This is a genomic window from Dickeya aquatica, from assembly GCF_900095885.1.
Lineage (GTDB): Bacteria > Pseudomonadota > Gammaproteobacteria > Enterobacterales > Enterobacteriaceae > Dickeya > Dickeya aquatica.
Window position 1 is genome coordinate 36,752 of the sequence record NZ_LT615367.1, and the last position, 25,981, is coordinate 62,732.

Below are 25,981 nucleotides of genomic sequence, written 5' to 3' on the forward strand. Positions count from 1 at the left end.
AAACCACACATCGCTATCCACCGCTGCGATAAGGCAGCGGTGGTTTCCTCTTTTGTTTAGAGCGTTGAGGGCAGTGTGGCAGCCGCAGGTTCAGGGAGTGGTACAGGTGATGCCGCTTCGGGAGCCGCCGTGGGAGTGACGGCTGTTGGCGCGGTGTCATTTACACTGCCCTGATGCATATTTTGGTTGAATGTTCGCCCGTTGCTGTCAATTCCCTGAAGCGTTCCTCCAAGCGTTGGCTTGAGCGGGCTGGTCGCGTCCAGTCGGCCATTTAAATGCAGTTGCAGGTTTGTGTTGCCAGCCGGCGCAGTGGCGGGCTGCGGCCATCCCCAGCGGGTTAACACATCAAACGCGACCGCCTTGCCGTTTAAATCCAGTGTGAACAGGCGAGAGGGTTGCTGGCTGATAACGGCTTTGGCTTCCAGCAGACCGCTTTTCGTAAAGGCACTGAGATCGGTCAACGTAATCTGGTTGTCATTGGCACTTAATGCTACGGAAGGCCGGCGTACATCCACTTTGTTAAAGGTCGCGTCGCTGGCATTCAACGTGAGTGACCCTTGCCAGATGCCCCATTGATGATTACGTGCCAGCAACAGGTTATTGCCTGACCCATCCAGTGCCGTGAGCTGAAAGGGAAACTCGGGCGTGATATCGATCAACAGGTTGTGGTTGGCACTGAATTTTTTGATTTCCACCTCTGTCAGCCAGTCAGGCAGCGTTTGCATCCAGCGCTGTCGCCAGTCTCCCGGTAGGGTGTATTCCATCCCGGCGACGACCAGTTCATCGAGCGTCAGGCGGTGGTTGCTGCGTAACCAGTTACCTGACGTACGCAGCAGTCCCCCCTCCCAGCGGGTTGAAAACTGCTTGACGTTAACGCCTTGTTTTGACAAATCCAGACTGACTATGGGGTCAACAAAATGCATGTTACCGTTCACGATGTCGGTTGCATTAAACGATAAGGAGCCGTCATCGCTTTGCCAGTCATTTTGCCGAAACGTGACGTTTTGCAGCGTGACATCTAAATCGGTCAATGCCCAGTTTAGCCCTTCGATACGTGCATCAATCAGGTCAAAACGGTTAATCGTCACCGCTGGCAGGTGAGTGACGGGTTGCCAGAAGTCCGTGATAGATTGCTGTGTTTGCAGTCGAACGTTACTCAAACGCAACGTATTGACCAGCCAACTGCCGTCTGCGGCCCGGGAGGCATTACCGGTGAGCTCGCCACGCGCGACATCTGCACCGAAATTCTCCAGCATGAGTTGTTGCCCATTAAATTGGCCCTGTACCAGCACTTTGCTGGCAGGTAAATCATTGAGCGTTAACGATTGTGCGCTTAACTGAAAAGCGGCTTTTTTACCTAACAGCGCCCCTTGCTCGGGTTGCCAGGGCGTAATACCGCCGGTTACCTGTTCACCCTGCAAACGCCAGTCGCCATCCTGGCCCTGTAGTGCCATATTTTTTAGCTGGAGCCGGTCAGCTTCAATGGGCAGGGTGAAACCGGTTTGCGCCAGATTAAGTGTGCCGCCTTCCAGTATCAGGCTGGAAAAATGGCGAGGGTCGGTTATCTGGCGCACACTGAACCCTACCACAATATTTTTAGCAACCAGCGTAACAGGCTGATTTTTGTGGCTGAAACTGATGTCCTGAAGCGTGATTTGCCCAGGGGAAGACCAGTCATGCACCATTTTTTTAAATGACACCTGGTATTCGGCACGTTGATTAACCCACTGGGTAATCTGCTTTGCGCCCCATTGCGTCTGGGCCAAGACATACAGCACGATCACTACCAGTAATACCAGTAGCAGCAGTGTGAGAATAAGTTTCCCGATAAGTTTCATTGCTTAAGTCCGTGCCTGTCACAAGAGATTATGGTGTTATGCCGTAATTACTCAGCCGTCTCAACAAGTAACTTATTACAGCAAATAAATAAGGGCCGATGTTACACCATCGGCCCTTATTATCACGTCAGATTAAAAATTTCTGGAAGCGTGGTTTACTCTTTTTCGTGAGGAAAGACCAGATTCAACACAATTGCTGTGATGCCGCCCGCAGCGATACCGGACGACAGCAGGGTTTTCAGCCAGTCTGGCGCAAATTGCAGAATCAGCGGCTGCTGAGAAACGCCCAGCCCGACGGCCAGCGACAGCGCAATGATCATGATAGCCCGGCGGTTGAGTGGCTCACGGGAAACGATACGCACGCCAGAGGCGGCAATGGTGCCGAACATGACGATGGTCGCACCACCCAACACCGGCTCGGGAATATGCTGGACAAAGCCGCTGACTGCCGGGAACAAACCAAGCACGATAAGCATCAGCGCGACAACAAAACCGACATAACGGCTGGCGACGCCAGTCAACTGGATTACGCCGTTGTTCTGGCCAAAGCAGGAGTTAGGGAAAGTGTTAAACACCGCAGACAGGCAGGAGTTAAGGCCGTTGGCCAGCACACCGCCTTTCAGGCGTTTCATATACAGCGGCCCGCTAACCGGCTGCTCTGAGACATCGGAGGTTGCGGTGATGTCACCAATGGTTTCCAGCGAGGTCACCATAAACACCAGCATTAATGGAACCAGCAAACTCCAGTCAAAGCCCAGACCGTAGTACATCGGGGTTGGTACCATGATAAGCGATGAGGCGCTGGCGGCGGTATGCTCTGGCAACATGCCCATCAGCCAGGCGGCCAGGTAGCCTACTGCCATGGCTATCACCAGTGATGCGACGCGCAGATAAGGATTGCGCTGGCGGTTCAGCAGAATAATCACGGCCAATACCACTGCGGCCAGCAGTAAATTCTGGGGTGCGCCAAAGGTATGGTTGCTCATGGCGGCAAAGCCACCGCCAATCGAGGTCAGGCCAACCTGAATCAGTGATAAGCCGATTATCATCACCACAATCCCGGAAACCAGCGGGGTAATGATGCGACGCGCCAGATGTAATACGCGCGAGAGCAGCATTTCTGTGCAAGACGCCACCATCAGGGTGCCAAACAATGCGGCCATCATGGTTGGCACATCTGCCCCGCCGTTTTTTAGCGCCATGCCGCCCATAATCAGCGGAGTCACAAAGTTAAAGCTGGTACCCTGAATCGACAGCAGGCCAGAGCCGACCGGCCCCCAGGTTTTAATTTGTAAAATTGATGCCAGGCCGGAGGCGAACAGCGACATGCTAATAATGTGCTGAGTGTCCTGAGCGGGCAGGCCCAATGCCTGACAAATCAATAGTGCCGGGGTAATCACCGCGACAAACATCGCCAACAGGTGCTGACAGGCGGCAAACAGGGTTTGCGGCAGCGGCGGTCTGTCTTCAAGGCGATAGATGAGTTCACTGCGCTGAGGTGCAGCAGCGGCTTCTGTTTGGGACGTTTCCGTGGTGGTAGTCATGATGTAAGTTGGCGTTCCTGAAACGACAAAGAGCGCATTTTAATGATCTCTTTGCTGAAAGCAAACGTTTGCTAATGTTCGGGCGAATGATTTTTGGGTCATGGAATAAAGCCAAAGATGATTTTTATTCGTAGAATAAGGGATACATTAATAAACCATCTGAATTGCTACAATTTCATCTAGATATGAACATTAATCTATCGCATGTAATTTTATTATCTTGCTAATTATTTGTAATTTATTAATCTCTATTATAAATATTATTTTCAGCTAGATTAAAATATTTCGCATGATATATAATGGTCTAAATTTTTATACGATCATTATAATATGGCAAGGTTGCAGGAAGCGACTTTCTCCTTTCTGCACTATATAAATAAAAATATTTTCATTTTAAATATTCAAGGATGGTAATATGAAATTAAAAATAGTCTTGATGGTGCTATTTTTTCTATAACGGCTCAAGCAACTGTCACCAAATTAAAAGGTTTTTGTGTTTTTGGCACTGTTTATGACACGCTGCCAAAGGGGTTAAATTTGATGTGAATGATGAATTGATTGTGTCTGAACCAATCATTATTCCTATTGAAGGTGCTGAATACATACATTTTGTTGTACTTGATAGAATGAATAAAGAAAGTGCAATAGTTTATGATCCTGAAATTGGGAAAGTGAATATGCCGATTTATGAGTTAAAACATCGATGGAACGGATATGAATTATTAATCGGAGGCTGAGGTGACGAATAATATAAATGGGTTGAATAAGGGTGATGCAGCAGTTGATGGGGCATGGAAAATTCAGGTTAATAAAAGAAATGAAGAATTTAATGAGATCCTAAGTATAGTAGCTAATGAACAGCAAAAAAACACGATGTCACCTGTTTCACTCGTGAATGCAAAAACAGGGAATAATGTTTTTAATAGTTTTGTCAGTAATTTCTTGGAAAGTAATCCTGATACTCCATCAGGAAAAGATGTATCGGATAACTTATCTAAAGAGGAGAAGTTTATTTTAAATGAAGCTAATTCTTTGTTAAGAAATAGGATTATCTTCAATAAATATATATCACAGTTGCAAAACTCTGAAACCAATACCGGTTCAGTGATTTTTGTTAAAATATAATATATATTTTTCAGTTATATGTAATAATGATATTAACCATAAAATGGATCCTAACGTGGTGCATCAAGCGTTGGTATAGCGGGTACGTTCAGGAAGCCAGCGTGCTATCAGGGCGTTGGCGTGTTCCGGGTAATGGGTATGGAGATGGCGGGCAACGCGTTGCACCTGAGGGATAAGTGCCTGATCGCGCAATAAATCGGCGACTTTAAAGGCGGCGTTACCGGTCTGTCGGGTGCCAAGCAGTTCACCGGGGCCGCGAATTTCCAGGTCGCGCTGGGCAATCACAAAGCCGTCATGGCTGTCGCGCAGTACCTGTAAACGCTGTTGCGCGGTTTTACTCAGCGGTGATTTATATAACAGTACGCAATGTGAGGCCACCGCCCCTCGCCCGACGCGGCCACGCAACTGATGTAATTGCGCCAGCCCCAGTCGTTCCGGGTTTTCGATTATCATCAAACTGGCATTTGGCACATCAACGCCGACCTCTATCACCGTTGTTGCTACCAGCAATTGCAATTGGTTGGCCTTGAAGGCCTCCATGACCGCCTGTTTTTCCTTCGGTTTCATGCGGCCATGCACCAGCCCAATAGCGAGATCGGGTAAGGCTAACTGTAACTCCTGACAGGTTGCCTGCGCGGCCTGTGCCTCCAGCAGGTCAGACTCGTCAATCAGCGTGCACACCCAATATGCCTGCCTGCCTTCCTCAAGACAGGCATGGTGCACACGCTGGATAATCTCATCACGTCGGGTATCGGCTATGGCGACGGTGGTAACAGGGGTGCGCCCCGGTGGTAACTCATCAATGACAGAGGTATCCAGATCGGCATAGGCCGTCATCGCCAGTGTGCGTGGGATTGGCGTGGCCGTCATAATCAGTTGGTGCGGGTGAAAGCCCTGCTCTTCGCCCTTTTCCCACAAGGCCAGCCGCTGATGCACGCCAAACCGGTGCTGTTCATCAATAATGACCAGCGCCAGCCCATGAAATTGCACCTGTTGCTGGAAAATGGCATGGGTGCCGACCACCATCGCCACCTGACCGCTGGCAATCGCGTCTTGTTGGGACTGACGCGCCTTGCCTTTTTGTTTACCCGCCAGCCAGCCGACTTCGATGCCCAGTGGCTCAAACCAGCGACGGAAGTTGGCGGCATGTTGCTCGGCCAGCAACTCGGTCGGTGCCATCAAAGCGACCTGTCTGCCGTGTGCAATAGCACGCAGTGCCGCCAGTGCGGCCACCAGTGTTTTGCCTGAACCTACATCCCCTTGCACCAAACGCATCATCGGGAATGGCTGGTTCATATCCTGCCCGATTTCTGCCACGACCCGCTGCTGTGCGGCTGTCGGGCTAAACGGTAAGGCTGCCAGCAGTTGTGATGTCAGGCGTTGCTCTGGCGGTAGCGGTTGTGCGCGGTGGCGCTTCGCCCCGGCTCTGACGGCCAGCATACTGAGCTGATGGGCCAGTAGTTCTTCCATCACCAACCGTTGTTGTGCCGGATGTTGGCCTTGCTCAAGTTCGCTGAGTTTGACATCGGGTGGTGGGCGATGCAGGGTGCGCAGTGCGTCAGGTAAGCTGATAAGCCCATGGCACATCTCGGGCGGCAGCAGTTCAGCCATCGGGTTGCTATCCAGGCAGGCGAGCGCCTGATCGGTCAGTTTGCGCAGCGTCGCCTGCCGAATCCCCTCGGTTGTGGGGTAAACTGGTGTGAGCGTTTCCTGTAGTTCAACGACCGCGCTCTCGCCCTGCACCCGGTACTCGGGGTGGATAATTTCTCCACCGAGCTTTCCCCGGCGCACTTCACCATAAGCGAGCACTCGCTTACCTGGTGAAAGGCTGTTTTTCATGGCGGCATTAAAATTGAAAAAGCGCAGCGTCAGTACGCCGCTGCCATCGCTAATCTGGCATGTCAGCATGCGTTTGCGGCCAAACGTGATGTCACTGCGTAATACGTCGCCTTCCACCGTGGCGTACATGCCCGGCAGCAGATTATTTATTGGGTAGAGATGAGTGCGGTCTTCATAACGCAACGGTAAGTGCAGCAGCAGGTCTTGCACGGTTTCCAGCCCAAGCCGGGCCAGCTTTTCCGCCTGACTGGCCCCAACACCGGCAAGCGTACTTAACGGCTGGGTGTGCAGCAGGCGGCTGTTCATTATTGTTCCGTAGCGGGCTGCGGTTCAGCGGCCTGCATCGTAGCCCACCATTGGGCTTCGGCAATGACCTGGCCGGTGGTGTCAATCAACGGGCGAGGCAAGCCTTTGCGTTTGGCGACACGCGCCAGTACCGGATAACCGCCTTCGAATAACAGGCGTTGCTGTTCTTCCTCGTCCAGTGGGCTGTTATTGCGTTGATACATTCCGGCAATTTGGCGCTGGCGTTGTGCTTCGTACAAAATCAGCGCGGAGGCAACCGACACGTTGAGCGATTGCACCATACCGGTCATCGGAATAATGATGTCTTGATCGGCTAACGCCAGTGCATCGTCGGAGATCCCGGTTTTTTCCTGACCGAGCAAAATGCAGGTGGGGCGGGTGTAATCGATGTCACGGAAGTCTACTGCACTGGCCGAGAGGTTCGTGGCGAGAATTTGCATTCCCTCGGTTTTCAGGTGGGTCACGGCTTCCTGAATGGTGCGATGGGTTTTTACCTGCACCCAGCTATTACTGCCTGCTGCTGTCGATACCAGCGTTCTCATGCGGTGAGTCGGCCAGACGGCATGCACCTGATGCACTCCCACTGCATCCGCCGTGCGGATCACGGCGGAAATATTGTGTGGTTTGTGCACCTGTTCCATACACACCGTCAGATCAGGCTGGCGGTTATTGAGCATCTCACGGATGCGTGCATAACGTTCTGGGCTCATAACAGGCTAATTTCGGTTACGGTTAACTTTTATTACGTCCGGCATGACTCGGATTTTGCGCATAATATTCGCCAGATGAATGCGATCGCGCGCAGTCAGGCGGATGAAGGCGCTGTATACCCTGCCATCACGCTCTTCGGTGTTAATACTCTGAATATTGGAGTTAGACGCACTGATGGCTGCCGTCAGGTTCGCCAGCGCACCCTGATGGTTGAACATATCGACCTTGATTTCAGTCATAAATTCCTGCTCAGTCACCTTATCCCACTCGACCGCCATGAATTTTTCCGGCTCTTTCTGGTAGCCTCGGATATTGCGGCAGGATTCGTGATGAATCACCAACCCTTTACCGGGGCTGACATGGGCGATAATCGGGTCGCCTGGGATCGGGCGGCAGCACTTGGCGAAGGTAATCAGTACGCCGTCTGCGCCTTTGATAGGCAGCTTGCGAATACCGGTCGTGCCGGTTTCCGTTTGCTCTTCCAGCAAATTATTCGCCACGACCACGCTCATGGCGTTGCCCAATCCGACTTCTGCCAGCAAATCGTCCAGTGAGGCCAGTTTCATGCGCTCCAGCTCGCGCTGGATATTGTACTCAGAAATATCAGACAGCTTGCGTCCATTACCCAAAGCATGGTTGAGCAGGCGACGGCCCAGGCTGACAGAATCATCACGCTTGAGGTTTTTCAACATCTGGCGGATTTTGGCCCGCGCTTTCGAACTGACGACAAAATTAAGCCAGGCGGCATTTGGGCGAGCGCCCGGCGCGGTGATGATTTCCACCGTTTGCCCGCTGGAAAGCGCCTGCGACAGCGGATAAGGCTGACGATCGACGCGTGCACCAACGCAGGCATGACCGATGTCGGTATGTACCGCGTAGGCAAAATCGACCGGGGTGGAACCCGCAGGTAACTGAACGATACGCCCTTCGGGGGTGAAGACGTAAATCTCATCGGGGAAGAGATCCGATTTTACGCTTTCAATAAATTCAAACGAGCTGCCTGCGCTTTGTTGCAGTTCCAGCAGGCTTTGCATCCAGCGTTGTGCCCGCACCTGAGCGGTCGTGCTACTGCTCTCGCCCTCTTTGTAGGCCCAGTGCGCTGCAACCCCCATTTCCGCCATTTGGTCCATATCTTCGGTACGAATTTGTACTTCAACCGGAACACCGTGCGGGCCAATCAGTGAGGTATGCAGTGACTGATAGCCGTTGGCTTTGGGAATGGCGATGTAGTCTTTTACCCGGCCTGGGCGTGGTTTGTACAGGCTGTGTGCCTGGCCCAGAACGCGATAACAGGTATCCACCTCTTTGACGATCACCCGGAAGGCATAAATATCCATAATCGAGTGAAAACGCTGCTCTTTGAGGTGCATCTTGCAGTAAATCGAGTAGAGGTGTTTTTCTCTGCCGCTGACGCGACAACTGATACCCGCCTCTTTCAAGCGCCCTTCAATTTCAGAGAGGATCTTCTGAATCATCTCTTTGCGATTACCGCGCGCGGCTTTGACCACTTCTTTGATAACGCGATAACGGTTGGGATAGAGTGCTTCGAACCCAAGCTCTTCCAGTTCGGTTTTCAGATGGTGAATACCGAGGCGGTGCGCGAGCGGGCTGTAGATTTCCAGGGTTTCGCGGGCGATACGGCGGCGTTTATCTGGCCGCAGTGAGCCCAGCGTGCGCATGTTGTGGGTGCGGTCGGCCAGTTTTATCAGGATGACGCGAATATCCTGCACCATCGCCATGATCATTTTGCGGAAGTTTTCTGCCTGCGCCTCTTTCTTGTCGCGGAATTTCAGCTTATCCAGCTTGGAAACCCCCTCCACCAGTTCGGCGACGCTTTTACCGAATAGCTGTTCCATGTCCTGATAGGTGGCGGGCGTATCCTCGATGACGTCGTGCAATAGCGCAGCCATTAGCGTTTCGTAATCAAGGCGCATTTCCGCCAGAATACAAGCCACCGCAACAGGATGGGTGATGTAAGGCTCACCGCTGGAGCGAGTCTGCCCCTCGTGAGCATCACGCGCGACAAGATAAGCCTGCTTGAGACGTTTTATCTGATCTTGTGGCAGATAACGCTGAATCAGCAGATCGAGGCTTTCAAACAGATACAAGGGCGACTCGTGAGCAAATGCGAATTAACGACGACCTTCAGCAATAGCGGTTACAGCCTGAATCTCTGCTGCTTCCTGCTCCTGCTGTTCCTGACGTTCGCGGGTGTCCAGAATCTGGTTATTGATAAGACCTTCTTCAATTTCACGCAGCGCGATAACGGTATATTTGTCGTTTTCTTCTGGAACCAGCGGATCTTTGCCACCCACCTGGATCTGACGGGCGCGACGGGCTGCGACCAGCACCAGGTCAAAGCGATTACCAATTTTTTCTACAGCGTCCTGAACAGTTACGCGTGCCATAGTGTGTACTCCAGTGGGGAAATAAAATGACTGGGCATCATACTGAAACTGCCGTCAGTCTGCCAATAGTTTGGTGATTAAAGCGTCATGCCGAACTTTCTGGCGCGTCAGGCGCAGCCGTTCGGCCCGAATAATGGTTTTCAGATCCAGCAATGCCAGATCGAAATCGTCATTGACGATCAGGTAATCGTATTCGGCGTAGTGACTCATTTCCGCCACCGCTTGTTTCATCCGACGGGCGATAACCTCTTCGCTGTCCTGACCTCGGCCACGCAAACGGCGCTCCAGCTCATCTTGTGATGGCGGCAGAATAAATATGCTGCGGGCTTGCGGCATCCGCTCGCGAATCTGCCGAGCGCCTTGCCAGTCGATATCCAGAAAAACATCAACACCGGTCGCCAGCACCTGCTCAATGGCGGCGCGGGATGTTCCGTAGTAGTTGCCGAAAACTTCAGCATACTCCAGAAAATCCTCTTCGGCGATCATGCGTTTAAACTCATCAACAGACACGAAAAAATAGTGCTCACCATGGACTTCGCCAGGCCGCACGGCACGGGTGGTGTGCGAAACAGACACCTGTGTGTCATATAACGGCTGTGTTTTCAGCAACGCCTGAATCAGGCTGGATTTTCCCGCTCCGCTTGGGGCGGAAACAATATACAACGTGCCTTGGGCCATAGTGGATTCTGTCTGGTAGAGAAATAAGAAGAAGCGCAGCCAGTCGCGCATTTTTCTGCATTATACACGCCGTTTCCTTGTCAGTCGCGTTCAATAGCCTGCGCTGATTGCAGGAAGATGTCATGCAGACATTGGCCATTATGCTGATGCCCTTCCGGTTATCTTTGTATGTAACGCAAGTGCGTTTTTTTTCTGCGGCCCGTTACGCAATTTGTGGTGTAAGTGCTCGTTTTCAGCTGTTTCCTGCGTTTTACTCCACCGTGTTTCACGGAGGAGATGCGATGAGATATCAATGGATACTGATTTTTATCATGGTGGGGATGTGCGGTATGGCTACGGCATCCTGCCCGGCATGGTCGCCCTGGCGTGCCGAACAGGAGATGACGCGGCTGGGTGAGCAACTGGTTGAATGGGATAAGGCATACTATGAGCGAGGGAAAAGCCTGGTTGATGACCAGGTTTATGACCAGTTGCGCCAGAGGCTTTCAGGCTGGCAGGCTTGCTTTTCCTCTGACCCAACCCATTTTGCCGTTGCGCTGCCTTCAGGGGGGCAACTGCGCCACCCGGTTGCACACACCGGGCTGAAAAAACGCTCGCAACCGCGTGAACTGGCGCAGTGGTTTGCCGCGCATCGTGACATTTGGGTGCAACCGAAAATAGATGGCGTTGCTGTCACCCTGGTCTATGAAAATGGCCACCTGATTCGTGCGATAAGCCGTGGCGATGGGCGGAGCGGTGAAGACTGGACGGATAAAGTCCGGCAGATACGCAGTGTACCGTCGCGTCTTTCTGGTGTACCGGTGAGCCTTGTGCTGCAAGGGGAGCTTTTCTTACCTGTTGAAGGGCATCGTCAGCAGCAGATGGGTGGCATTAATGCGCGTGCTCGTGTGGCGGGCGAAATGCGGCGTACTCGCCCTTCGCCACTGTTGCCTCATCTTGGTGTGTTTATCTGGGAATGGCCTGATGGCCCACCGGAGATGGCGCAGCGGCTGGCGCGGTTGCGTGACATGGGGTTCGGTCTGACGGCAGATTATACCCATCCGGTAACATTATTGGCTGAGGTTCAGCGCTGGCGGGAGCACTGGTATCAGTCGCCATTGCCGTTTGTGACCGATGGCGTGGTATTACGGCAGGCTCAGGAGCCTGCGGGGCGATTCTGGCGCGATGTTCCGGCACACTGGGCGATAGCCTGGAAGTACCCGTTAGTCAGTCAGGTAACAGAAGTCGTTGCCGTTGATAAAGCCGTGGGGCGTACCGGCAGAGTGGCCGTAGTGTTGCAGGTGCAGCCGATAGTGCTTGATGACAAACGGGTTAGCCGGGTTAACGTTGGTTCTTTACGCCGCTGGCGTCAGTGGGATGTGCTGCCGGGGGATCAGGTGAGTATCAGTCTGGCGGGGCAAGGGGTACCGCGGCTGGATAGCGTGGTGTGGCGCAGTGCGGTACGCGAAGTCCCTGCGGTAACCGAGCCCGAGCCTTTTGATGTACTCAGCTGTTTTCGCTGGAGTCCGGTCTGTCAGGGGCAATTTCTTGCTCGTCTGGTGTGGATGAGCGGGCGTAACGGGCTGGCGCTGGCAGGTGTCAGTGAAGGGACATGGCGACGCCTGATACGTAATGGTGCGCTGCCGGATATGGTGTCGTGGCTGGCAATGAGTGCATCACAGTTGGCTCTGGCCGGAGAGTTGAGCGAAACGCAGTCGCGAGCCCTTTATCATCGATTACAGCAGGCACGGCGTCAGCCGCTCAATCTCTGGTTATTGGCTCTGGGGATACCGCTGCCGCGCGGTGCGTTGCCGGCATTGAATGCGGAGTCATTAGAACAATTACATCAGCGAACCGTAGTGGAATGGCAGCAGTTTTCGGCTATTGGTGCTCGCCGGGCACAGCGGATATGGGATTTTCTGCATCACCCTGAATTAGTCAGCCAGCTAAAGTGGCTGGATGCACAAGGTATTGTCATGTCATTGTCAAAATAACGGGCCTGTAAAAACAGGTATTCGGTATAAATATCTGTTCGGCAAGTCCCCCTTTTTAACGGTAAAAATAGTGTGAGAAAGTCATCCATATTTAAAGGGAAACGGATATTCAGGTAATAGCCCGGTATTGGCGAATGTATAAATAGTCGTTAATTATTTATGTAAAGTTATTTCAACGGCTGTTTATCTGGCGGCCTGCTGTTTTTCACGCAATCAGCGGTGGCTGAACTTTCCGGTTGGCTCCTGGTCTGTTTACTGAATCTCTCTTTCACCTCTGGAGCACGGTCTGGCATGAAATCCCTCCTGGCGTTGTCGCAGTCCGGCTTATCCTGGCTGCTGGCAATTTATATTGGCTTTTTCCTGAATGTGTCGGTTTTTTATCGGCGTGAAGATGCTTTTCCTTTTTTTAGCAATGACCGGTTTGCCAGTCATGTTCCTATTTTGGTGGAATTAACCGCCTGTGTTTTGTTTGTGTTCTTTTTAATGCGGGTGCTATCGCTGGGCGGTCGCCGTTTTTTTCGTATTACCGCATCATTACTGTTAGTGATTTCGGTCGCTGCCAGTTATTACATGACATTTTTTAATGTGGTGATCGGTTATGGCATTATTGCTGCGGTCATGACAACGGATATTGATTTATCTAAAGAAGTGGTGGGGGGGGATTTTGTGATTTGGCTGGTGGGGCTGACCCTTCCCGCGTTGTATCTTATCTGGAAACCCTCCCTCGAACAGACGCTGATTAAGCAGTTGTGTACGCCTGGTAAACGTTGGTCTGCCCTGTTTGGGTTACTGGTGGTGGCGATAATGGTGTGGTTGCCGCTGCGTTATCTTGACCGAATGAACAGTTCGGCGGAGAAATCTGCCAATCAGGATTTACCCAGTTATGGCGGCGTGGTGGCGCACTCCTATCTGCCTGCCAACTGGCTGTCAGCCCTTGGGCTGTTTGCCTATGCCCGTTATGACGAAAGCCAGGATGATGGCGAGCTGTTTGATCCGGGTAAAACGTTTACTTATCAGCCACCTGCTGGGATAGATGAAACCTATGTGGTGTTTATTATTGGTGAAACCACCCGCTGGGATCATCTTGGGCTGCTGGGATATCCGCGCGAGACTACGCCATTGCTGGCACAGGAGCCTGACTTGCTGGCGTTTCGCGGCCGTTCTTGTGATACCTCGACCAAGTTGTCGATGCGCTGCATGTTTGTGCGTGAAGGCGGGGCAGCAGACAATCCGCAGCGTACGCTGCGCGAGCGTAATATTTTTGCGGTAATGCAATCGTTGGGGTTCAGTTCAGAGCTGTTCGCGATGCAAAGCGAGGTGTGGTTTTATAACAATATCCGTGCCGACAGTTACGCGTTTCGTGAAATGATTGCCTCTGAAAAACGTAACGAAGGTAAAGCGGTTGATGACATGTTGCTGGTGGATGAGTTATCCCGCTCACTGGCCCGTTACCCTAAAGGTAAGCATCTGGTGGTGCTTCATACCAAGGGCTCACACTACCTTTACTCTATGCGTTATCCGCGTGCTTATGCGCGTTTCCAGCCGGAATGTATGGGCATTGATGCCACTTGCAGCCGTGAGCAGTTGATTAACGCTTTCGATAACAGCGTGTTGTATACCGATGCGTTTATCAAACGGGTGATTGATCAGTTACGCAATAAAAAGGCTCTGCTGGTATATGCCTCCGATCACGGTGAATCTATCGATGAAAACTACCATTTGCATGGAACGCCACGGCAAGTGGCCCCGCCAGAGCAATTCCGTTCGCCGATAATGCTATGGGCTTCGCCTGCATTATTGTCTCAACCGCATTATCAGCAGGCATTTGACCGTCTTCGCGTTCAGCAAAAACAGGGTAAGGTACTAAGACATGAAGAGATTTTTGATTCTATGCTCGGTTGCCTCGGTTATACCTCACCCGACGGGGGGATTCAGGCGAACAATAACTGGTGTGGCTAAGCCGGTACGCTGAACGTGCTGCTAAAAGTCGCAATCCCGGCACGTAATGCGACAAGAGCATACTTTGTCGCCAACCTGTTGGCTTTGATGAAAAAGGGATTGACGCTAGTGTAGGTGCGCAGTAATATGCGCCCCGCATTCGGTGAGTGGCGCAGCCTGGTAGCGCACTTCGTTCGGGACGAAGGGGTCGGAGGTTCGAATCCTCTCTCACCGACCACTTTCAAACAGCCTTTCCCGATGGCTGTTGACATAAAGCTCGCATCGTAAAGATGGCGGGCTTTTTTGTTTTTCAGTGGCTGAAAGCCCGTTTACATACGGTGTTTTCTGTGCTTTTTCTTCCCTCGCGTATCACTTCATGGTAATGCCGTCTATTTCGACACAGTATCTTTCTCTAATCGGTGGTTTTCCTGGTAGTCGCCTGATTGCTGTTTTTATTTTCTTTTTGTTTATTCTTGGTTTTTTTATAAAAACAGTCTGTTTTATTTGTTGCTTACCTTTTTTTACACAAGGGGTGGGTTACGATCGGTTTTAGAGTGAAAATATTAGGTTTTTTAATGAAATGGTGTTGGTGTCAGATGAAAAAAACAACACCTGATGTGGCGCGTCGGCGTTATCCGGTTCAGGGGGGCTATCGTCGCGGGGCGGTGGTTTATTATCGCTGATGCAGCGCTTTTTCAGCGTCGGCTCGGCGTCCCTGGTCGGCAAGCTCTCGCCCTGGGCGTGGAGGGGCATGTAATGCCGCGTTCAGGTAGGGTCTGGCTTCATTTTTACGGCCAGACTTCAGCAGAAAATCGCCGTAAAAGTAGTTGGCATCAATACTTTTAGGGTTCATGGCCAGCGCGGTTTTCAGGTATTTTTCCGCTTTTTTCTCGTCGCCAAACCCCAGTGGCCAGCCGGGTACCTGATAGTAAAGAACCCCGAGAATGGTATAAGCTGTACCGTCCAGTGCCTGGGGGTCAAGGATGAGGGCTTTTTCCAGCGCACTTTTGGCTTTTCCCGCCAGATTCAGTGCCTCCATCCCCTCTTTCACGCCCGCAAGGCTGCTGTTTACCATAGCAGACCCGATAAGGTAATCCGCCTGGCTGGGGTGAGCATCGGCCAGTTCTTGTGCTGTCAGGCTCAGTTCAGAAAAGCAGAGTGCTTTCTGGCTTGCCAGCGTTTGATACTGACAAATTGCCCACTGTCGATGGATATCAAGAGACGCATTCGCGCAGGCTGCTCCTGCCATCAAAACGCCGCTAATCAGCGTGATAACCGGATACCTGAATGTGCGAATCGGCATGTTGTTTTCCCGTTATTCGTGTCCTTTGGCGCGATGCCGGTGTTTATCAAACCGGCGGCGGATAGCGCTATCTGCCACTGATGGCATCAGTGTGCGCAGGCATACTAACAACCTGTCACGCAGGCTTTGCCTGGCGTGAGTGCTCTCTTTTTCCAGCATACTGGCTGCTTGCTGTGCCACCTGCTGTGCGCTGTCCAGGCACGTTAACGGCTCCTGTTGGGTTCCTGCCTGTAAATCAGGCACACCGCGCGGCAATTGAGGTGACAAGTGCAATACCTTAACACCCTGATATGACAGTTCATGGCTCAGCGCCTCACTAAATCTGTGCAATGCGGCCTCACCGGCGCAATACACACTGTAACCGGGATAACCTATGCCCAATGCCGGACTGATATTCATGATAATTCCCGGCTTGCCGAGGCAATCAAGCAGGGCATGAGTGAGTAAAATCGGAGCCTGGATAGTGCTCATCAACTGGTCGGTGATGGCCGTGTAATCCTGTGTGGCGAACAAACGAAAAACAGGCGGGCCGATATAATTTATCAGGATATCCAGCCTGGCGTTGTCCGGGAAGCACTCAGCCAGTGCACTGCGGTCTTGCTCATCACTCAGGTCAGCCAGCAGAATATTATGGTGGCTGGGATTGGGGAGGCGGCGTATCAATCCCAGTAATGCGGGCTCGTTGTGGCCTGCCAGATACAGCCGTGCGCCTTTCGCTGCCAGTAACAGTGCCAGTTCCTGACCAATATCACTGATAGCGCCGGTAAGTAAAATGCGTTTGTTTTCAAGTTTCATTTTAGTGCTCCGTGAGGCTGTGCAGCATGTTGCTGTACAACGGATAGACCACGTGAGCGGTATGGATAATCGCCTGTTTGTCTGCGTTATCACGGATGTTGTCCATCAGGGCGGCGAAAAAGGTGAGATGGACATCATTCGATGAGCGGTGTGAGTGCAGGTAACTCATGGCACTGGCCGGTAAGCCCAGTTCGGTTTCTATCTGCTCGGCCAGCTGCGGCGCAATGTGCATATCGCTCGTTTCCAGCACATGTACCAGCCCGAAAATGCTCATTGGATTATGCTGGATTTGCTCGTAAAGATAGGCCGCCATCAGGTCGGTGTGGCGGGGCGGAGCGTGGCGGTGCAGGAAGGCCGCTTCACCACCACATGCCAGAATATCGTTGATTATCCAGGCCTTATGGCCATATTCCATTTGAATATAGTCACTTATTGCCCGACGCAACCAGGTTTGGTGCGCCGGAAGGCGGCTTCCGGCTGCCATCAGCAGCGAGGCGGTATAACTGGCGTAGTAGTAAGCCTGGGTCAGAAAGGCGATGTAAACCGTTTCAGTTAGCGTTTTCTGGCGGCAGGCGTGAACGACCGCAGAGGAACGGATCAGTTGTTGTGATGGCAAGGTAGCGGATTGTAATTGTTGATAAAAACCCATCTTATGCTCCCGAATAGCCTTGGCAGGCATGTTTGTGGATAGCCGCGTTTTACCGCGTTTATCGCTCGTCAGGTATTTCCAGACCGTAAGGTTTCTCTGGTTAGCCATAAGGGCAATTTACGATGCTGCCATACTAGCGAGGGAGCATTAAGAGAGACTTAAGACGGTTAAAAACCTCGTGCAGATAAAAATAATGTTGATAATTCAAAGCCGATTACACGAGAGTCAGATAGCGAAGAGGAGGGAGTATGTCGGGATCTCGCTGGGCATATTGGATGGCGATGATGGCCGTGATGACCAGTGCCTCATTAGTCGGGCTGGCACAAGGGTATTCAATCCCGCTGGTGACATTGAAATTAACCGCGCTGGGGTATGGCACGGCGTTAACGGGGGTGATGTCGGCGTTACCGGCTATTGGCGTGTTCGCCGCGTCATGGATGGCCGCTCCGCTGGCAACCCGCCTGCCCGCCGGACGGTTACTTGCGCTGTCAACGCTGGGAATGGGGTTCAGTCTGGCGCTCTCTTTTTATCTTGATAGCGTGCCGGGGCTGGTGATACCTCGATTTGTGATGGGGTTTTGCTGTGGTCTTATCATCGTTATGGGCGAAACCTGGGTTAGCGGCTATACGGCAGAACACCGGCGCGGGGTATTAGTCGGGATTTACGCTACCGCCTTTACCGGTTTACAACTGCTGGGGCCATTGCTGATTTCGCTGACAGGGCTGGATAACCCCATCGGCTTATGGCTGATTCTCGCACTGCATCTTGGCTGCCTGCTGATGTTACCGGGCGCTTCCTTTGCCCGTATGACGTTCAACGCCCACCGTCAGCGTAATCTGTTTGCTCTTCTGCTGGCTGCGCCCGCATTGGCAATGGCAGTGTTCGCTTTTGCCTTTTTTGATGGCGCGGTTCTGGCGATGCTGCCGCTATATGGCATGGCGTATGGGTATGAAGAGCGCCTGGCGGTGTTACTGGTGACGGTGTTGTTTATCGGCGATACGCTGCTTCAGGTGCCAATAGGCTGGCTTTCCGATAAGTTTGGTACGGTGCGGGCACATAAAGTTTGCGGTGGGATCTTTGTGCTGATGCTGGTGGGGTTGCCGTTAAGTTATGGCACCGGCTGGGTATGGGCGAATGTGTTCTGGCTGGGGGCTGCGGCTGGCAGTATTTATACCCTGTCGCTGGTGCGTGCCGGTAAGCAGTTTCAGGGGGTTGATCTGGTCGCTATCAATGCGCTGTTCGGGGTTTTATGGGGGATAGGCAGCTTTAGCGGCCCGTTGATGAGCGGTGCACTGATGCAATGGTATGGTCATGACGGCCTGGTGATTATCCTCACACTACTGGGCTTGCTGTTTCTGGCCGCCAATGCGCTGCCCGCCCGGCGGCGAAATTGATGCAGCAAATACCGGGCAGGCGGTGCCTGCCCGTGTGGTTGCCGGTATTACCGCCGCGCGGAGTGTCACCGTGCTTACTGTGAGTATTGCACCGGTAACAGTGCGCTGTTATCGACGGCATCGTTAAGCCGTTTGAGTGCGCCATCAAGCGGGCATACGGTTCCAACCTCGGTTTTCTCACACCCTGCAACGGAAAACTCACTGCGCAGCGGCGGGTGCTGATTATCGAGCGGGTCGAGGTTGCGGATTTGGTCGAGAGATTGCGCCTGAAAATAGATGCGCAGGAACCGTTCGCCGGATTGCGGGTTACGCCAGCGCTCGAAAATCAGGCTGCCAGCAGGGGGAATGTTGCCACGCGGATAATCGCCCTGCTGCCAGGTGAAGCCCAGCAGGGTGCGCAATTTGGCGATGTTGGTGTCATGGGCGACATACAGCAGCCATTTGGCCTCGGGCGGTGCGTCAGGGCGTTGCTCCGGGGTAAGCGCCAGCGCAATTTGGTGCATAAGGGTTGAGGCTCCCCGGCGGGCGACATAGGGCAAATCGTTAGTAAAATCATACTGAGCGGTAGCCAGCGTCAGCAGTGTGCCAACCTCGGCCGCGCTGCGCGCGTGACCAAACGCGACCTGACTGAGCGGATTGTTGTTGCTATAGGCCAGCCGGATAGTTTCGGCCATGTTCGCCAGTGTTTCCGGGCCGTGTAGCGAGAGGTTGCCCTTTTTACTCTCTTTGATGGCCCATTCGGTATCAAAAGCCGGGCAGGCCGTATTCGGCAGGCAGACGGCCTGTTTTAGTTTGTCGATAACCGGCTGCAACCGGGTTTGAATCTGACCCGCGCTTTGGCCCTGCATGGCGTGATCGAGCGCCGCTTTTACCTGTGCCTGATCGAGCGTCACCCCGGCGTCTTCTGCATGAAATAGCGTGTCATGGTCTTCGCTGGCCGGGCCCTGAATCGCCACGCCGCAACCGGGAAATACGCCATCCATTAACGCCATGGCCGTTTCCCGCGTGCGCTGTAAGGGGCTTGCCCAGACGAACAGTTCTCCGGGCTGTGGGCAGCCCTGTGTTAACAGGCCGTGCTGGCGCAGGTAGTTGCCTTCATACTGGCCTTTTTTCACCGCTGCCGCGTAACCGTGACCGGTAAGCTCTCCGTAGCGGGTAAGCCATTCTGGCCATGCACGCCCGGTGCCCGCCTGAATGGTCTTCATGTTGCCTTCTGTCGGCGGCCGCACGCCGTGGCGGCTGATTTCAACCACCTTTTCCAGTTGCCAGTCAGTGGTAGTTTGCGCTTGTGTATTGAACAGCGGTAGTGCTGACAGTAACAGTCCGGCAGCAGTCGTGCGCGTGATAATTTTGCGCTTGCGTGTAGGAAGCATGATGAGTCCTCAGTGTAGGGAAATGTGCGGCGTATTTTGCTTATCTCGACTCGCCACATGAGGCATAAGGCTAAGTCAGCATCACGGCCGGAAACATCCTTTTTCTATGTAAGAGTCGCAGGATGTTTTTCAGCCTGTAACTGTTTTGGGTTTGGTATCATTTTGCCGGGTGACTTTTCGCCGAAAACGGTGCGGGTCCCATCCGGCTGTTGCAATGGTGTCGCTGCGAAGTCATGGCATAGTCAGTGGCATCTTATTTTCACAAGCCAGCCTGTCGGATATGTTCTCACACGGGCATCTGACTTACCGTTGAGCACCCGTTTTTATGCATCACTGAAATGAAAAAGGATAACAATGAGAACATTCAAACAGTTACGTGGGCCTGAGCGGCTGATTCGAACCGGACAATGGGCAGTGGCGCTGCTGTTTGCTTACTTTCTGGTGATGATAAGCGCCGGTCTGCTCGAAGACCTGCCCACCTTTACGCCCGCGCCACAGCGCAGCCAGTTTATCGACCACAATGCGCTGGAAGCCCAAAAAGCCCGTATGGCACCGCTTCAGGCCGGGCAGGAGACGCTGTCGACCGCGTTGGCCGATAAACGAGATGCGCGTGAAATGGCAGGCAGTGATTACGCCAAAGCTAAAGCCAGTTTTGATAACTGGCGCGCTACCCGCAGCAGCACCGAACAGTCTGACCAGAACCCGGAGGTCATAAAGCGCAACCACGAGCTGGATCGTTTGCTCGCGTTGCAACGGCAGCTTGATGGGCAACTTACCGAATTACAAAGAGAGAAAAACCAGTTGCAAACCCAGCTTGTGCCGATGACACAAGCCATCAGCCAGCTTTACAGTGAAGCGGATGCGCGTTATGCGCAGGCGCTGCGCTCAGCAGAGTTACAGGCGTTTTTCATCCGTCTGGCGTTTATCGGCCCGTTGTTGATTGCTGCGCTATGGCTGTTTCGTCGTTACCGGAAGAGCAATCAGTGGCCGTTTGTCTGGGGTTTTATTCTGTTTGCCCTGTTCGGCTTCTTTGTTGAGCTGGTGCCTTATCTGCCCAGTTTTGGCGGCTACATTCGTTATGGCGTTGGCGTGGTCTTAACGTACTTCGGCGGGCGGGCGCTGTTGCGTGGTTTACAGCGCTATCTGGAGCGAAAACAGCAGGAACAGGAAGCCTCGCAAGAGGCGCGTAAAGAGTCCATTCACTATGAAGCGGCATTGACGGCGCTGTCGCGCAATCAATGCCCAGGGTGTGACCGGCCGTTAATTATGCAAAACGGTGCGACACCGGCATTTTGTATGCATTGCGGCTTGCAGTTGCTCTCGACCTGCGCGGCCTGCGGGTTGCGCAAAAACGCTTTTTATCACTATTGCCCGGATTGTGGCACCCCCGCCCAGTCATCCTCATCCTGAGTGGTGCTGCCGGCCGGGGCCTGTGCACCCGGCTAGCGTCTCTGTTGCCTGTTTATTCAGCCCGTTTTCAGACGCTTTATACAAATTTTATACCGGGATAAACCACTTTTACGGCAAATTTATTGCCCGTGGCGTAGCCTGCTTTGGTGCGCTGGCGATGCCAGCGGCGACAGATGGCCGGTGTTGCGGCCTGTGTATCATGATCTGCTGTGCGGCAGGTTCATTCATTGGGGGAGTGGGCCTGCCATAGCGGGTCACTTTGCTGGAAGGAGGAGGTCATGAATATCATCAGGCTGGTTTGCGGTGTGCTGCTGTTGGCTGTGTCGTGGTCAGGGCACACTATCGCACCGTATCCGGCATCAGACGGCCATACGTTTAGCGCTGCACAACAAGCGGAGATCCGCCGTATTGTGATGGAGTATTTGCTAATGCACCCCGAGGTGATTCAGGCAGCCCGCCCGATGCCCGCCGAAACGGGGTGCCTGCCTGCATCGTCAATACCTGTTAACGGCGAACATGCGGGCCAGCCCTGATGCTGGTATGACATGTTAATCATATTTTTTGAAAGATGAGAGCAAATAAACCCGGTTTTAACGCCGAGTCAACCGGTCTATTATCACTTCCATCGAAAGCGAACGCGCTTTCAGTAAAGAAAAAACCAAATTCAACGTGAAGGATATTGACCATGAAAGCTATCAAAAATATTGTTGCAGTTATCGCTCTGGCTAGCGTTTCTTTTGGCACACTGGCGGCAACCGAAGTGCAGCAGTCTGCCCGTGAGCGCATTGGCACCGTCAGCGCTAGCGCGAATACGCTGGATGGTTTGCAGGCCAGCTTGTCTGAAAAAGCGACGGCAGCGGGTGCCAAATCATTTCGTATCATCTCTGCCACCGGCAACGACAACCAACTGCGTGGCGTCGCTGAAATCTATAACTGATAATACGCGTATTAAGCCCGCGTGATATTGAGCAACAATGGCCGCCTCAGGGCGGCTTTGTTATTTTGGTACAAGCGTACTGACGTCGAACCGACGGTTATACCGCAAGCCATGCTTTAAGGATATTCACCAGCACCGGAGCATAAGGCTCCAGCCTGCCATTTTGGGGCGTGCTGAGATCGTTAATGATTTCTGCGAGCAAATCATCATCTTCCAGCCCGTCGTTAGGGGCGATACCGTTAGCCAGGAGCAGGCAGTGAATGGCTTGCTTACGTATCTCAATCAGCTTTTTGTTCTGTGTTTCATGCTCACCCAGGTTTAGTACCTTGATGGCCTCCTGCGCACGCTCTGTCCTGCCTTCGACGCGCCCGCTAATCATAAATTGCAATTCCGTTTCGCATTCCGCCATGAGTGGGGTAAGTGAAAACGGTTGTGAACCGTGGGCGGCGTCGCACTGATTTGGCGTGGTACAACTGGCGACGATGTTGGTGAAATCGAGACTACGTTGAGGAGCCTCGTTTCTTGCCTGAACATGCTCATTCATGGTGTCGCTGTTATCACCACTGATCGGTTTGCAGCAGTAGGCGCACAAGTAAAACTGTTCTTTGGCACAGACATCGCGGATGTCCTGCCGTTCGGTTTCCGTCAAATTGTCATAGCGGCCTGTGGGGTTGGCGCGTTTCCAGTCTGTCAGACTGGCAGGCTCCGTACCTTTAGTGATTTTTCTCACCGCGTAACTCCTGTTTGCGCAGTAATAAGCGGGCTTTGGTCAGTTCCAGATTGCTGGCGGGCAACTCGGCGGTTAGTTCTTCCAGCAACGTTTTGGCTTGTGTTAATTGCTGGTGCTGAATCATGTCTAGCAGATCACCTAATTTTTTCGCGATTTGCGCGTTACGGATATGTGTATCCATCACCTCCAGCAACACGCTATTGGCATCCTGACCATACTGAGAGGGCACAACGGTCAGTTCGCCGTTATCCAGCGAATACACCAACACATCCTTGCAATCGCTGATCACCAGCGGCGAATGGGTGGTCAAAATAAACTGACAATTTGGGAAGGTGGTGGTGAGCCGTTCGATAATGCTGCGCTGCCACGACGGGTGCAGGTGCATATCCACTTCATCAATCAGTACAATGCCTTGCCCGTGCAGCGGATTATCCAGTGCCGGGTTCATTATCGCTAAACGACGCGCAATATCGCCCACCAATGCCATCAGTGATTTTTCGCCCTGCGACAGTTGTAGCACGTTAAGCGGTTTACCCGCTTTGCTGATGGACATATGCAAGCGGGGTTTGCGGCGTACTCTTAAATTAGAAAAGTCCGGCATAAAGCGGTAAATCGCCTGTCTGACGGCATCAAGCTGTGGATCTTTATTCGATTTTTCGGATTGTTTTAATTTTGATAACGCTGTTTTTAATTTAGCTATTTCGTCTTTGAAATCGACATTTTTATTTTTCTCAGGGTCGAGCGTTTGGGTAATAAATTGTTCTGGATTGTTGTCGAGTATATTGGAAAGAGTATCGACCAGGGATGGCGTTGCCTCGTTCTCCATATCTTCCCGTTCACGAAACCATTCGAAAAAACGCCGGAAATCCACCCCTTGCCTGAGCGAATTATCATATCCATTCACTTGCTGGAAACGGTGCTTACCTTTTATTTTTAGCGGAATATCCAGCACGCTGCGCTCGACCGGATAAAAGGCGATTAACGGCAGGCTGCTTTTTTCATTTTGTGTTAATGCCGTGCGGTATTCGTCTGCCAGCCTGGAAACGTCATTAAACTGGCTGGTAAATTGCCCTTTTTTGCCCCGCCGGGATTTTGCTAATAACCAGCGGTATTCGACGTTGTTGTCGGCCGCGTTATTTTGCGGGTGAACCGCTTGCACAATGACCTCACTGGCGGCGGATGTCTGGCCGTTGGTGATGTCATCTTCGCTGATGGCGCTACCATTGCCTTTGTCGCTGCGTACCCGGGCGACCAGCCAACTGAGCGAGGTCGCCAGCGCCTGCAAAATGGAGGTTTTCCCGGCACCGTTATTGCCGACCAGCACCGTTACATTGGAAGGATAATCAGCCGTTGGCGCGATGAGCGCGTCGAGAGAGGTAAAGCGCCCGACATTGTGCAACCTGAGTTGCTTTATTTTCATCATCCGTTCCTTAATCAGACGTTGAGCCGCCTGCGCAGTGTACAAATCTTCTGGCAATGATTCATCCCTTTCCGGGATTCATTGCGGGGAGCAAGTTTTACCCCAGCGCCTGCGCGCAGGCCCAGGCAGAGCTCCAGGCCCACTGGAAGTTATAGCCGCCCAGCCAGCCGGTGACATCCATAACCTCGCCAATAAAATAGAGCCCCGGCACGTTGCGCGCCTCCATGGTTTTGGAAGACAGCTCATGCGTATCCACGCCGCCCAGCGTCACCTCGGCGGTGCGATAGCCTTCGGTGCCGTTAGGTTGCACTCGCCACTGTTGCAGTGTGGTTTCCACCCCGGCCTGCTGTGATGGGCTGAGTTGTTTTAACGTCACCTCCGGTAATTGTCCCAGTGTTTGCAGACATTCCACCAGCCGTTTGGGCAGCCACTGCGCCAGCGTGTTTTTCAGGCTTTGGTTCGGGTGCGCCTGACGTTCAGTGTTTAAGGATGCGCTGAGATCAAGGTGGGGAAGCAGGTTGATGCTGACGAACTCGCCCGGCTGCCAGTAGCTTGAGATTTGTAAAATAGCCGGGCCGGATAACCCACGATGGGTAAACAGGATGTTTTCCCGAAAGAGGGTGCCATCATCTGTGCTGACCACCGCCGGAACAGAAACGCCGGAAAGGGTTTGTAATTGCTCGAGCAGCGGCTTGTGTAGCGTAAATGGCACCAGCGCGGCGCGGGTTGGCAACACGTTGAGGCCGAACTGTGTCGCCAGTTGATAGCCAAACGGTGTGGCTCCGAGTCCGGGCATCGACAAACCGCCGGTTGCTACCACCAATGCCGGTGCCTGCATCACGCCCTGAGCGAGGGTTATCTGAAACTGGTCTGTTTTTTCTACCGAGATGACCTCGCTGCGTAAGCGCAGTTTGACGTTGCCTGCATCGCATTCTTTCAGCAGCATATCGACGATTTGCTGGGCGGAGTCATCACAGAACAGCTGGCCGAGGGTTTTTTCGTGCCAGGCGATACCGTGGCGATTGACCAGACTGATGAAGTCCCACTGGGTATAGCGGGCGAGGGCGGATTTGCAAAAATGCGGGTTATGCGACAGGTAGGCCGCAGGCTCGGTGTGCAGGTTGGTGAAATTACAGCGCCCGCCGCCAGACATCAGGATTTTGCGGCCTGGTTTTTTGCCGTTATCGACCAAGGCGACCCGGAGCCCTTGCTGGCCTGCCTGCGCGGCACAAAATAGCCCGGCGGCTCCGGCTCCGATTACGATAACGTCAAATTGTTCCACATCACTCTCCCCTGGGTGTTATCGCGCAATCACTCTTGCGATGCTATCAGTCACGTTGGCTATGTTATCAGCCATACAGGTATTTATGGTTATCTTGCTGCCCACTGAGCGAACAGTACCGCAGCGGGCGGCCGATTATAGCCTGCTCATTCGGCAAGTGGCAGGTGGGACGTCGCCTCTTACTGGCGCGACCTGACGCTCTTTGCCGGATTCGGCGGTGGGTTTCGCGCAGGCGGTGGATTTATTAGAGAGTTCGCTGATTGAAAACAATAATGTGTTGATTTTCATTAACTAAATGGTTTTCCGGCGCTAAATTGGCGTAAATTAA

Annotated in this window: 22 protein-coding genes and 1 tRNA gene; 9 read left to right on the forward strand and 14 right to left on the reverse strand. The window is 52.8% G+C overall.

Annotated elements, in window-relative coordinates:
* Positions 1 to 56: 56 nt before the first annotated feature.
* On the reverse strand, positions 57 to 1,838 hold the full coding sequence (locus tag DAQ1742_RS00165) for an AsmA family protein (protein ID WP_035345267.1): 1,782 nt from the start codon (positions 1,836 to 1,838) through the stop codon (positions 57 to 59).
* A gap of 155 nt (positions 1,839 to 1,993) precedes the next feature.
* Positions 1,994 to 3,382 carry a nucleobase:cation symporter-2 family protein gene (locus DAQ1742_RS00170; RefSeq protein WP_035345264.1) on the reverse strand — a complete coding sequence of 463 codons (1,389 nt, stop codon included), beginning with the start codon at positions 3,380 to 3,382 and terminating at the stop codon, positions 1,994 to 1,996.
* A gap of 542 nt (positions 3,383 to 3,924) precedes the next feature.
* On the opposite strand from DAQ1742_RS00170, the gene DAQ1742_RS00175 reads away from it, so the two are divergent.
* On the forward strand, positions 3,925 to 4,119 hold the full coding sequence (locus tag DAQ1742_RS00175; protein WP_035345261.1) for a cysteine peptidase family C39 domain-containing protein: 195 nt from the start codon (positions 3,925 to 3,927) through the stop codon (positions 4,117 to 4,119).
* A 1-nt stretch (position 4,120) separates the two neighbouring features.
* Complete coding sequence (locus tag DAQ1742_RS00180; RefSeq protein WP_035345258.1) at positions 4,121 to 4,507, forward strand: hypothetical protein; 387 nt, start codon at positions 4,121 to 4,123, stop codon at positions 4,505 to 4,507.
* 63 nt (positions 4,508 to 4,570) lie between these two features.
* Here the strand turns inward: DAQ1742_RS00180 and recG are convergent, their stop codons facing one another.
* The 5 genes from recG to gmk are packed head-to-tail and all read right to left on the reverse strand — an operon-like array spanning position 4,571 to position 10,449.
* Positions 4,571 to 6,652: an ATP-dependent DNA helicase RecG gene (recG, locus tag DAQ1742_RS00185; protein WP_035345256.1), complete on the reverse strand. Its 2,082-nt coding sequence runs from the start codon at positions 6,650 to 6,652 to the stop codon at positions 4,571 to 4,573.
* Positions 6,652 to 7,362 (reverse strand): tRNA (guanosine(18)-2'-O)-methyltransferase TrmH, encoded by a 711-nt coding sequence (gene trmH, locus DAQ1742_RS00190; protein ID WP_035345253.1) that lies wholly within the window; start codon positions 7,360 to 7,362, stop codon positions 6,652 to 6,654. The genes recG and trmH overlap by 1 nt, the downstream gene beginning before the upstream one ends.
* Before the next feature lie 6 nt (positions 7,363 to 7,368).
* Positions 7,369 to 9,471: a bifunctional GTP diphosphokinase/guanosine-3',5'-bis pyrophosphate 3'-pyrophosphohydrolase gene (gene spoT, locus DAQ1742_RS00195; protein WP_035345250.1), complete on the reverse strand. Its 2,103-nt coding sequence runs from the start codon at positions 9,469 to 9,471 to the stop codon at positions 7,369 to 7,371.
* A gap of 24 nt (positions 9,472 to 9,495) precedes the next feature.
* Positions 9,496 to 9,771: a DNA-directed RNA polymerase subunit omega gene (rpoZ, locus tag DAQ1742_RS00200; protein WP_035345247.1), complete on the reverse strand. Its 276-nt coding sequence runs from the start codon at positions 9,769 to 9,771 to the stop codon at positions 9,496 to 9,498.
* Between the two features lie 54 nt (positions 9,772 to 9,825).
* Complete coding sequence (gene gmk, locus DAQ1742_RS00205; RefSeq protein WP_035346434.1) at positions 9,826 to 10,449, reverse strand: guanylate kinase; 624 nt, start codon at positions 10,447 to 10,449, stop codon at positions 9,826 to 9,828.
* Positions 10,450 to 10,730: 281 nt separating this feature from the next.
* Here gmk and ligB point away from each other — a divergent pair, with 281 nt between their 5' ends.
* From ligB to DAQ1742_RS00220, 3 genes are all read left to right on the forward strand, one after another.
* A complete protein-coding gene (gene ligB, locus DAQ1742_RS00210) occupies positions 10,731 to 12,422 on the forward strand; it encodes an NAD-dependent DNA ligase LigB (protein ID WP_035346432.1) in 1,692 nt (563 codons plus the stop codon).
* 291 nt (positions 12,423 to 12,713) lie between these two features.
* Positions 12,714 to 14,381 (forward strand): kdo(2)-lipid A phosphoethanolamine 7''-transferase, encoded by a 1,668-nt coding sequence (gene eptB / locus DAQ1742_RS00215; RefSeq protein WP_035345245.1) that lies wholly within the window; start codon positions 12,714 to 12,716, stop codon positions 14,379 to 14,381.
* Positions 14,382 to 14,521: 140 nt separating this feature from the next.
* Positions 14,522 to 14,598 (forward strand) — tRNA-Pro (locus DAQ1742_RS00220).
* A 435-nt stretch (positions 14,599 to 15,033) separates the two neighbouring features.
* Here DAQ1742_RS00220 and DAQ1742_RS00225 read toward each other — a convergent pair.
* The 3 genes from DAQ1742_RS00225 to DAQ1742_RS00235 are packed head-to-tail and all read right to left on the reverse strand — an operon-like array spanning position 15,034 to position 17,107.
* Positions 15,034 to 15,663 carry a tetratricopeptide repeat protein gene (locus DAQ1742_RS00225; protein ID WP_035345242.1) on the reverse strand — a complete coding sequence of 210 codons (630 nt, stop codon included), beginning with the start codon at positions 15,661 to 15,663 and terminating at the stop codon, positions 15,034 to 15,036.
* 12 nt (positions 15,664 to 15,675) lie between these two features.
* Positions 15,676 to 16,458 carry an SDR family NAD(P)-dependent oxidoreductase gene (locus tag DAQ1742_RS00230; RefSeq protein WP_035345241.1) on the reverse strand — a complete coding sequence of 261 codons (783 nt, stop codon included), beginning with the start codon at positions 16,456 to 16,458 and terminating at the stop codon, positions 15,676 to 15,678.
* A gap of 1 nt (position 16,459) precedes the next feature.
* The gene (locus DAQ1742_RS00235) at positions 16,460 to 17,107 is read right to left on the reverse strand and encodes an iron-containing redox enzyme family protein (protein WP_035345238.1); all 648 of its coding nucleotides are present in this window, start codon (positions 17,105 to 17,107) and stop codon (positions 16,460 to 16,462) included.
* A 248-nt stretch (positions 17,108 to 17,355) separates the two neighbouring features.
* Between DAQ1742_RS00235 and DAQ1742_RS00240 the strand changes: the two genes are divergently transcribed.
* A complete protein-coding gene (locus DAQ1742_RS00240; protein ID WP_051124149.1) occupies positions 17,356 to 18,501 on the forward strand; it encodes an MFS transporter in 1,146 nt (381 codons plus the stop codon).
* Between the two features lie 74 nt (positions 18,502 to 18,575).
* Here the strand turns inward: DAQ1742_RS00240 and DAQ1742_RS00245 are convergent, their stop codons facing one another.
* Positions 18,576 to 19,874 carry a histidine-type phosphatase gene (locus DAQ1742_RS00245; protein WP_083961117.1) on the reverse strand — a complete coding sequence of 433 codons (1,299 nt, stop codon included), beginning with the start codon at positions 19,872 to 19,874 and terminating at the stop codon, positions 18,576 to 18,578.
* Positions 19,875 to 20,228: 354 nt separating this feature from the next.
* On the opposite strand from DAQ1742_RS00245, the gene DAQ1742_RS00250 reads away from it, so the two are divergent.
* The 3 genes from DAQ1742_RS00250 to bhsA all read left to right on the forward strand — a co-directional run bounded on the left by DAQ1742_RS00250 (position 20,229) and on the right by bhsA (position 22,221).
* Positions 20,229 to 21,284 carry a hypothetical protein gene (locus DAQ1742_RS00250; protein WP_035345232.1) on the forward strand — a complete coding sequence of 352 codons (1,056 nt, stop codon included), beginning with the start codon at positions 20,229 to 20,231 and terminating at the stop codon, positions 21,282 to 21,284.
* 278 nt (positions 21,285 to 21,562) lie between these two features.
* A complete protein-coding gene (locus tag DAQ1742_RS00255; RefSeq protein WP_035345229.1) occupies positions 21,563 to 21,817 on the forward strand; it encodes a hypothetical protein in 255 nt (84 codons plus the stop codon).
* A 152-nt stretch (positions 21,818 to 21,969) separates the two neighbouring features.
* The gene (bhsA, locus tag DAQ1742_RS00260; RefSeq protein WP_035345227.1) at positions 21,970 to 22,221 is read left to right on the forward strand and encodes a multiple stress resistance protein BhsA; all 252 of its coding nucleotides are present in this window, start codon (positions 21,970 to 21,972) and stop codon (positions 22,219 to 22,221) included.
* A gap of 97 nt (positions 22,222 to 22,318) precedes the next feature.
* Here the strand turns inward: bhsA and DAQ1742_RS00265 are convergent, their stop codons facing one another.
* From DAQ1742_RS00265 to DAQ1742_RS00275, 3 genes are all read right to left on the reverse strand, one after another.
* Positions 22,319 to 22,951, reverse strand: coding sequence for an HNH endonuclease family protein (locus tag DAQ1742_RS00265; RefSeq protein ID WP_035345224.1), 633 nt, complete (start codon positions 22,949 to 22,951; stop codon positions 22,319 to 22,321).
* Entirely contained in the window at positions 22,935 to 24,374 is a 1,440-nt protein-coding gene (locus DAQ1742_RS00270; protein WP_197731763.1) for an AAA family ATPase, read from the reverse strand. The genes DAQ1742_RS00265 and DAQ1742_RS00270 overlap by 17 nt, the downstream gene beginning before the upstream one ends.
* A 94-nt stretch (positions 24,375 to 24,468) precedes the next feature.
* Complete coding sequence (locus tag DAQ1742_RS00275; RefSeq protein WP_035345219.1) at positions 24,469 to 25,653, reverse strand: BaiN/RdsA family NAD(P)/FAD-dependent oxidoreductase; 1,185 nt, start codon at positions 25,651 to 25,653, stop codon at positions 24,469 to 24,471.
* Positions 25,654 to 25,981 lie beyond the last annotated feature (328 nt).

Coding starts and splice junctions, on each gene's coding strand:
- DAQ1742_RS00165 (WP_035345267.1), bottom strand. CDS start 1,838: ATGAAACTTATCGGGAAACTTATTCTCACACTGCTGCTACTGGTATTA.
- DAQ1742_RS00170 (WP_035345264.1), bottom strand. CDS start 3,382: ATGACTACCACCACGGAAACGTCCCAAACAGAAGCCGCTGCTGCACCT.
- recG (WP_035345256.1), bottom strand. CDS start 6,652: ATGAACAGCCGCCTGCTGCACACCCAGCCGTTAAGTACGCTTGCCGGT.
- trmH (WP_035345253.1), bottom strand. CDS start 7,362: ATGAGCCCAGAACGTTATGCACGCATCCGTGAGATGCTCAATAACCGC.
- rpoZ (WP_035345247.1), bottom strand. CDS start 9,771: ATGGCACGCGTAACTGTTCAGGACGCTGTAGAAAAAATTGGTAATCGC.
- gmk (WP_035346434.1), bottom strand. CDS start 10,449: ATGGCCCAAGGCACGTTGTATATTGTTTCCGCCCCAAGCGGAGCGGGA.
- ligB (WP_035346432.1), top strand. CDS start 10,731: ATGAGATATCAATGGATACTGATTTTTATCATGGTGGGGATGTGCGGT.
- eptB (WP_035345245.1), top strand. CDS start 12,714: ATGAAATCCCTCCTGGCGTTGTCGCAGTCCGGCTTATCCTGGCTGCTG.
- DAQ1742_RS00225 (WP_035345242.1), bottom strand. CDS start 15,663: ATGCCGATTCGCACATTCAGGTATCCGGTTATCACGCTGATTAGCGGC.
- DAQ1742_RS00230 (WP_035345241.1), bottom strand. CDS start 16,458: ATGAAACTTGAAAACAAACGCATTTTACTTACCGGCGCTATCAGTGAT.
- DAQ1742_RS00235 (WP_035345238.1), bottom strand. CDS start 17,107: ATGGGTTTTTATCAACAATTACAATCCGCTACCTTGCCATCACAACAA.
- DAQ1742_RS00240 (WP_051124149.1), top strand. CDS start 17,356: ATGTCGGGATCTCGCTGGGCATATTGGATGGCGATGATGGCCGTGATG.
- DAQ1742_RS00245 (WP_083961117.1), bottom strand. CDS start 19,874: ATGCTTCCTACACGCAAGCGCAAAATTATCACGCGCACGACTGCTGCC.
- DAQ1742_RS00250 (WP_035345232.1), top strand. CDS start 20,229: ATGAGAACATTCAAACAGTTACGTGGGCCTGAGCGGCTGATTCGAACC.
- DAQ1742_RS00255 (WP_035345229.1), top strand. CDS start 21,563: ATGAATATCATCAGGCTGGTTTGCGGTGTGCTGCTGTTGGCTGTGTCG.
- bhsA (WP_035345227.1), top strand. CDS start 21,970: ATGAAAGCTATCAAAAATATTGTTGCAGTTATCGCTCTGGCTAGCGTT.
- DAQ1742_RS00270 (WP_197731763.1), bottom strand. CDS start 24,374: ATGATGAAAATAAAGCAACTCAGGTTGCACAATGTCGGGCGCTTTACC.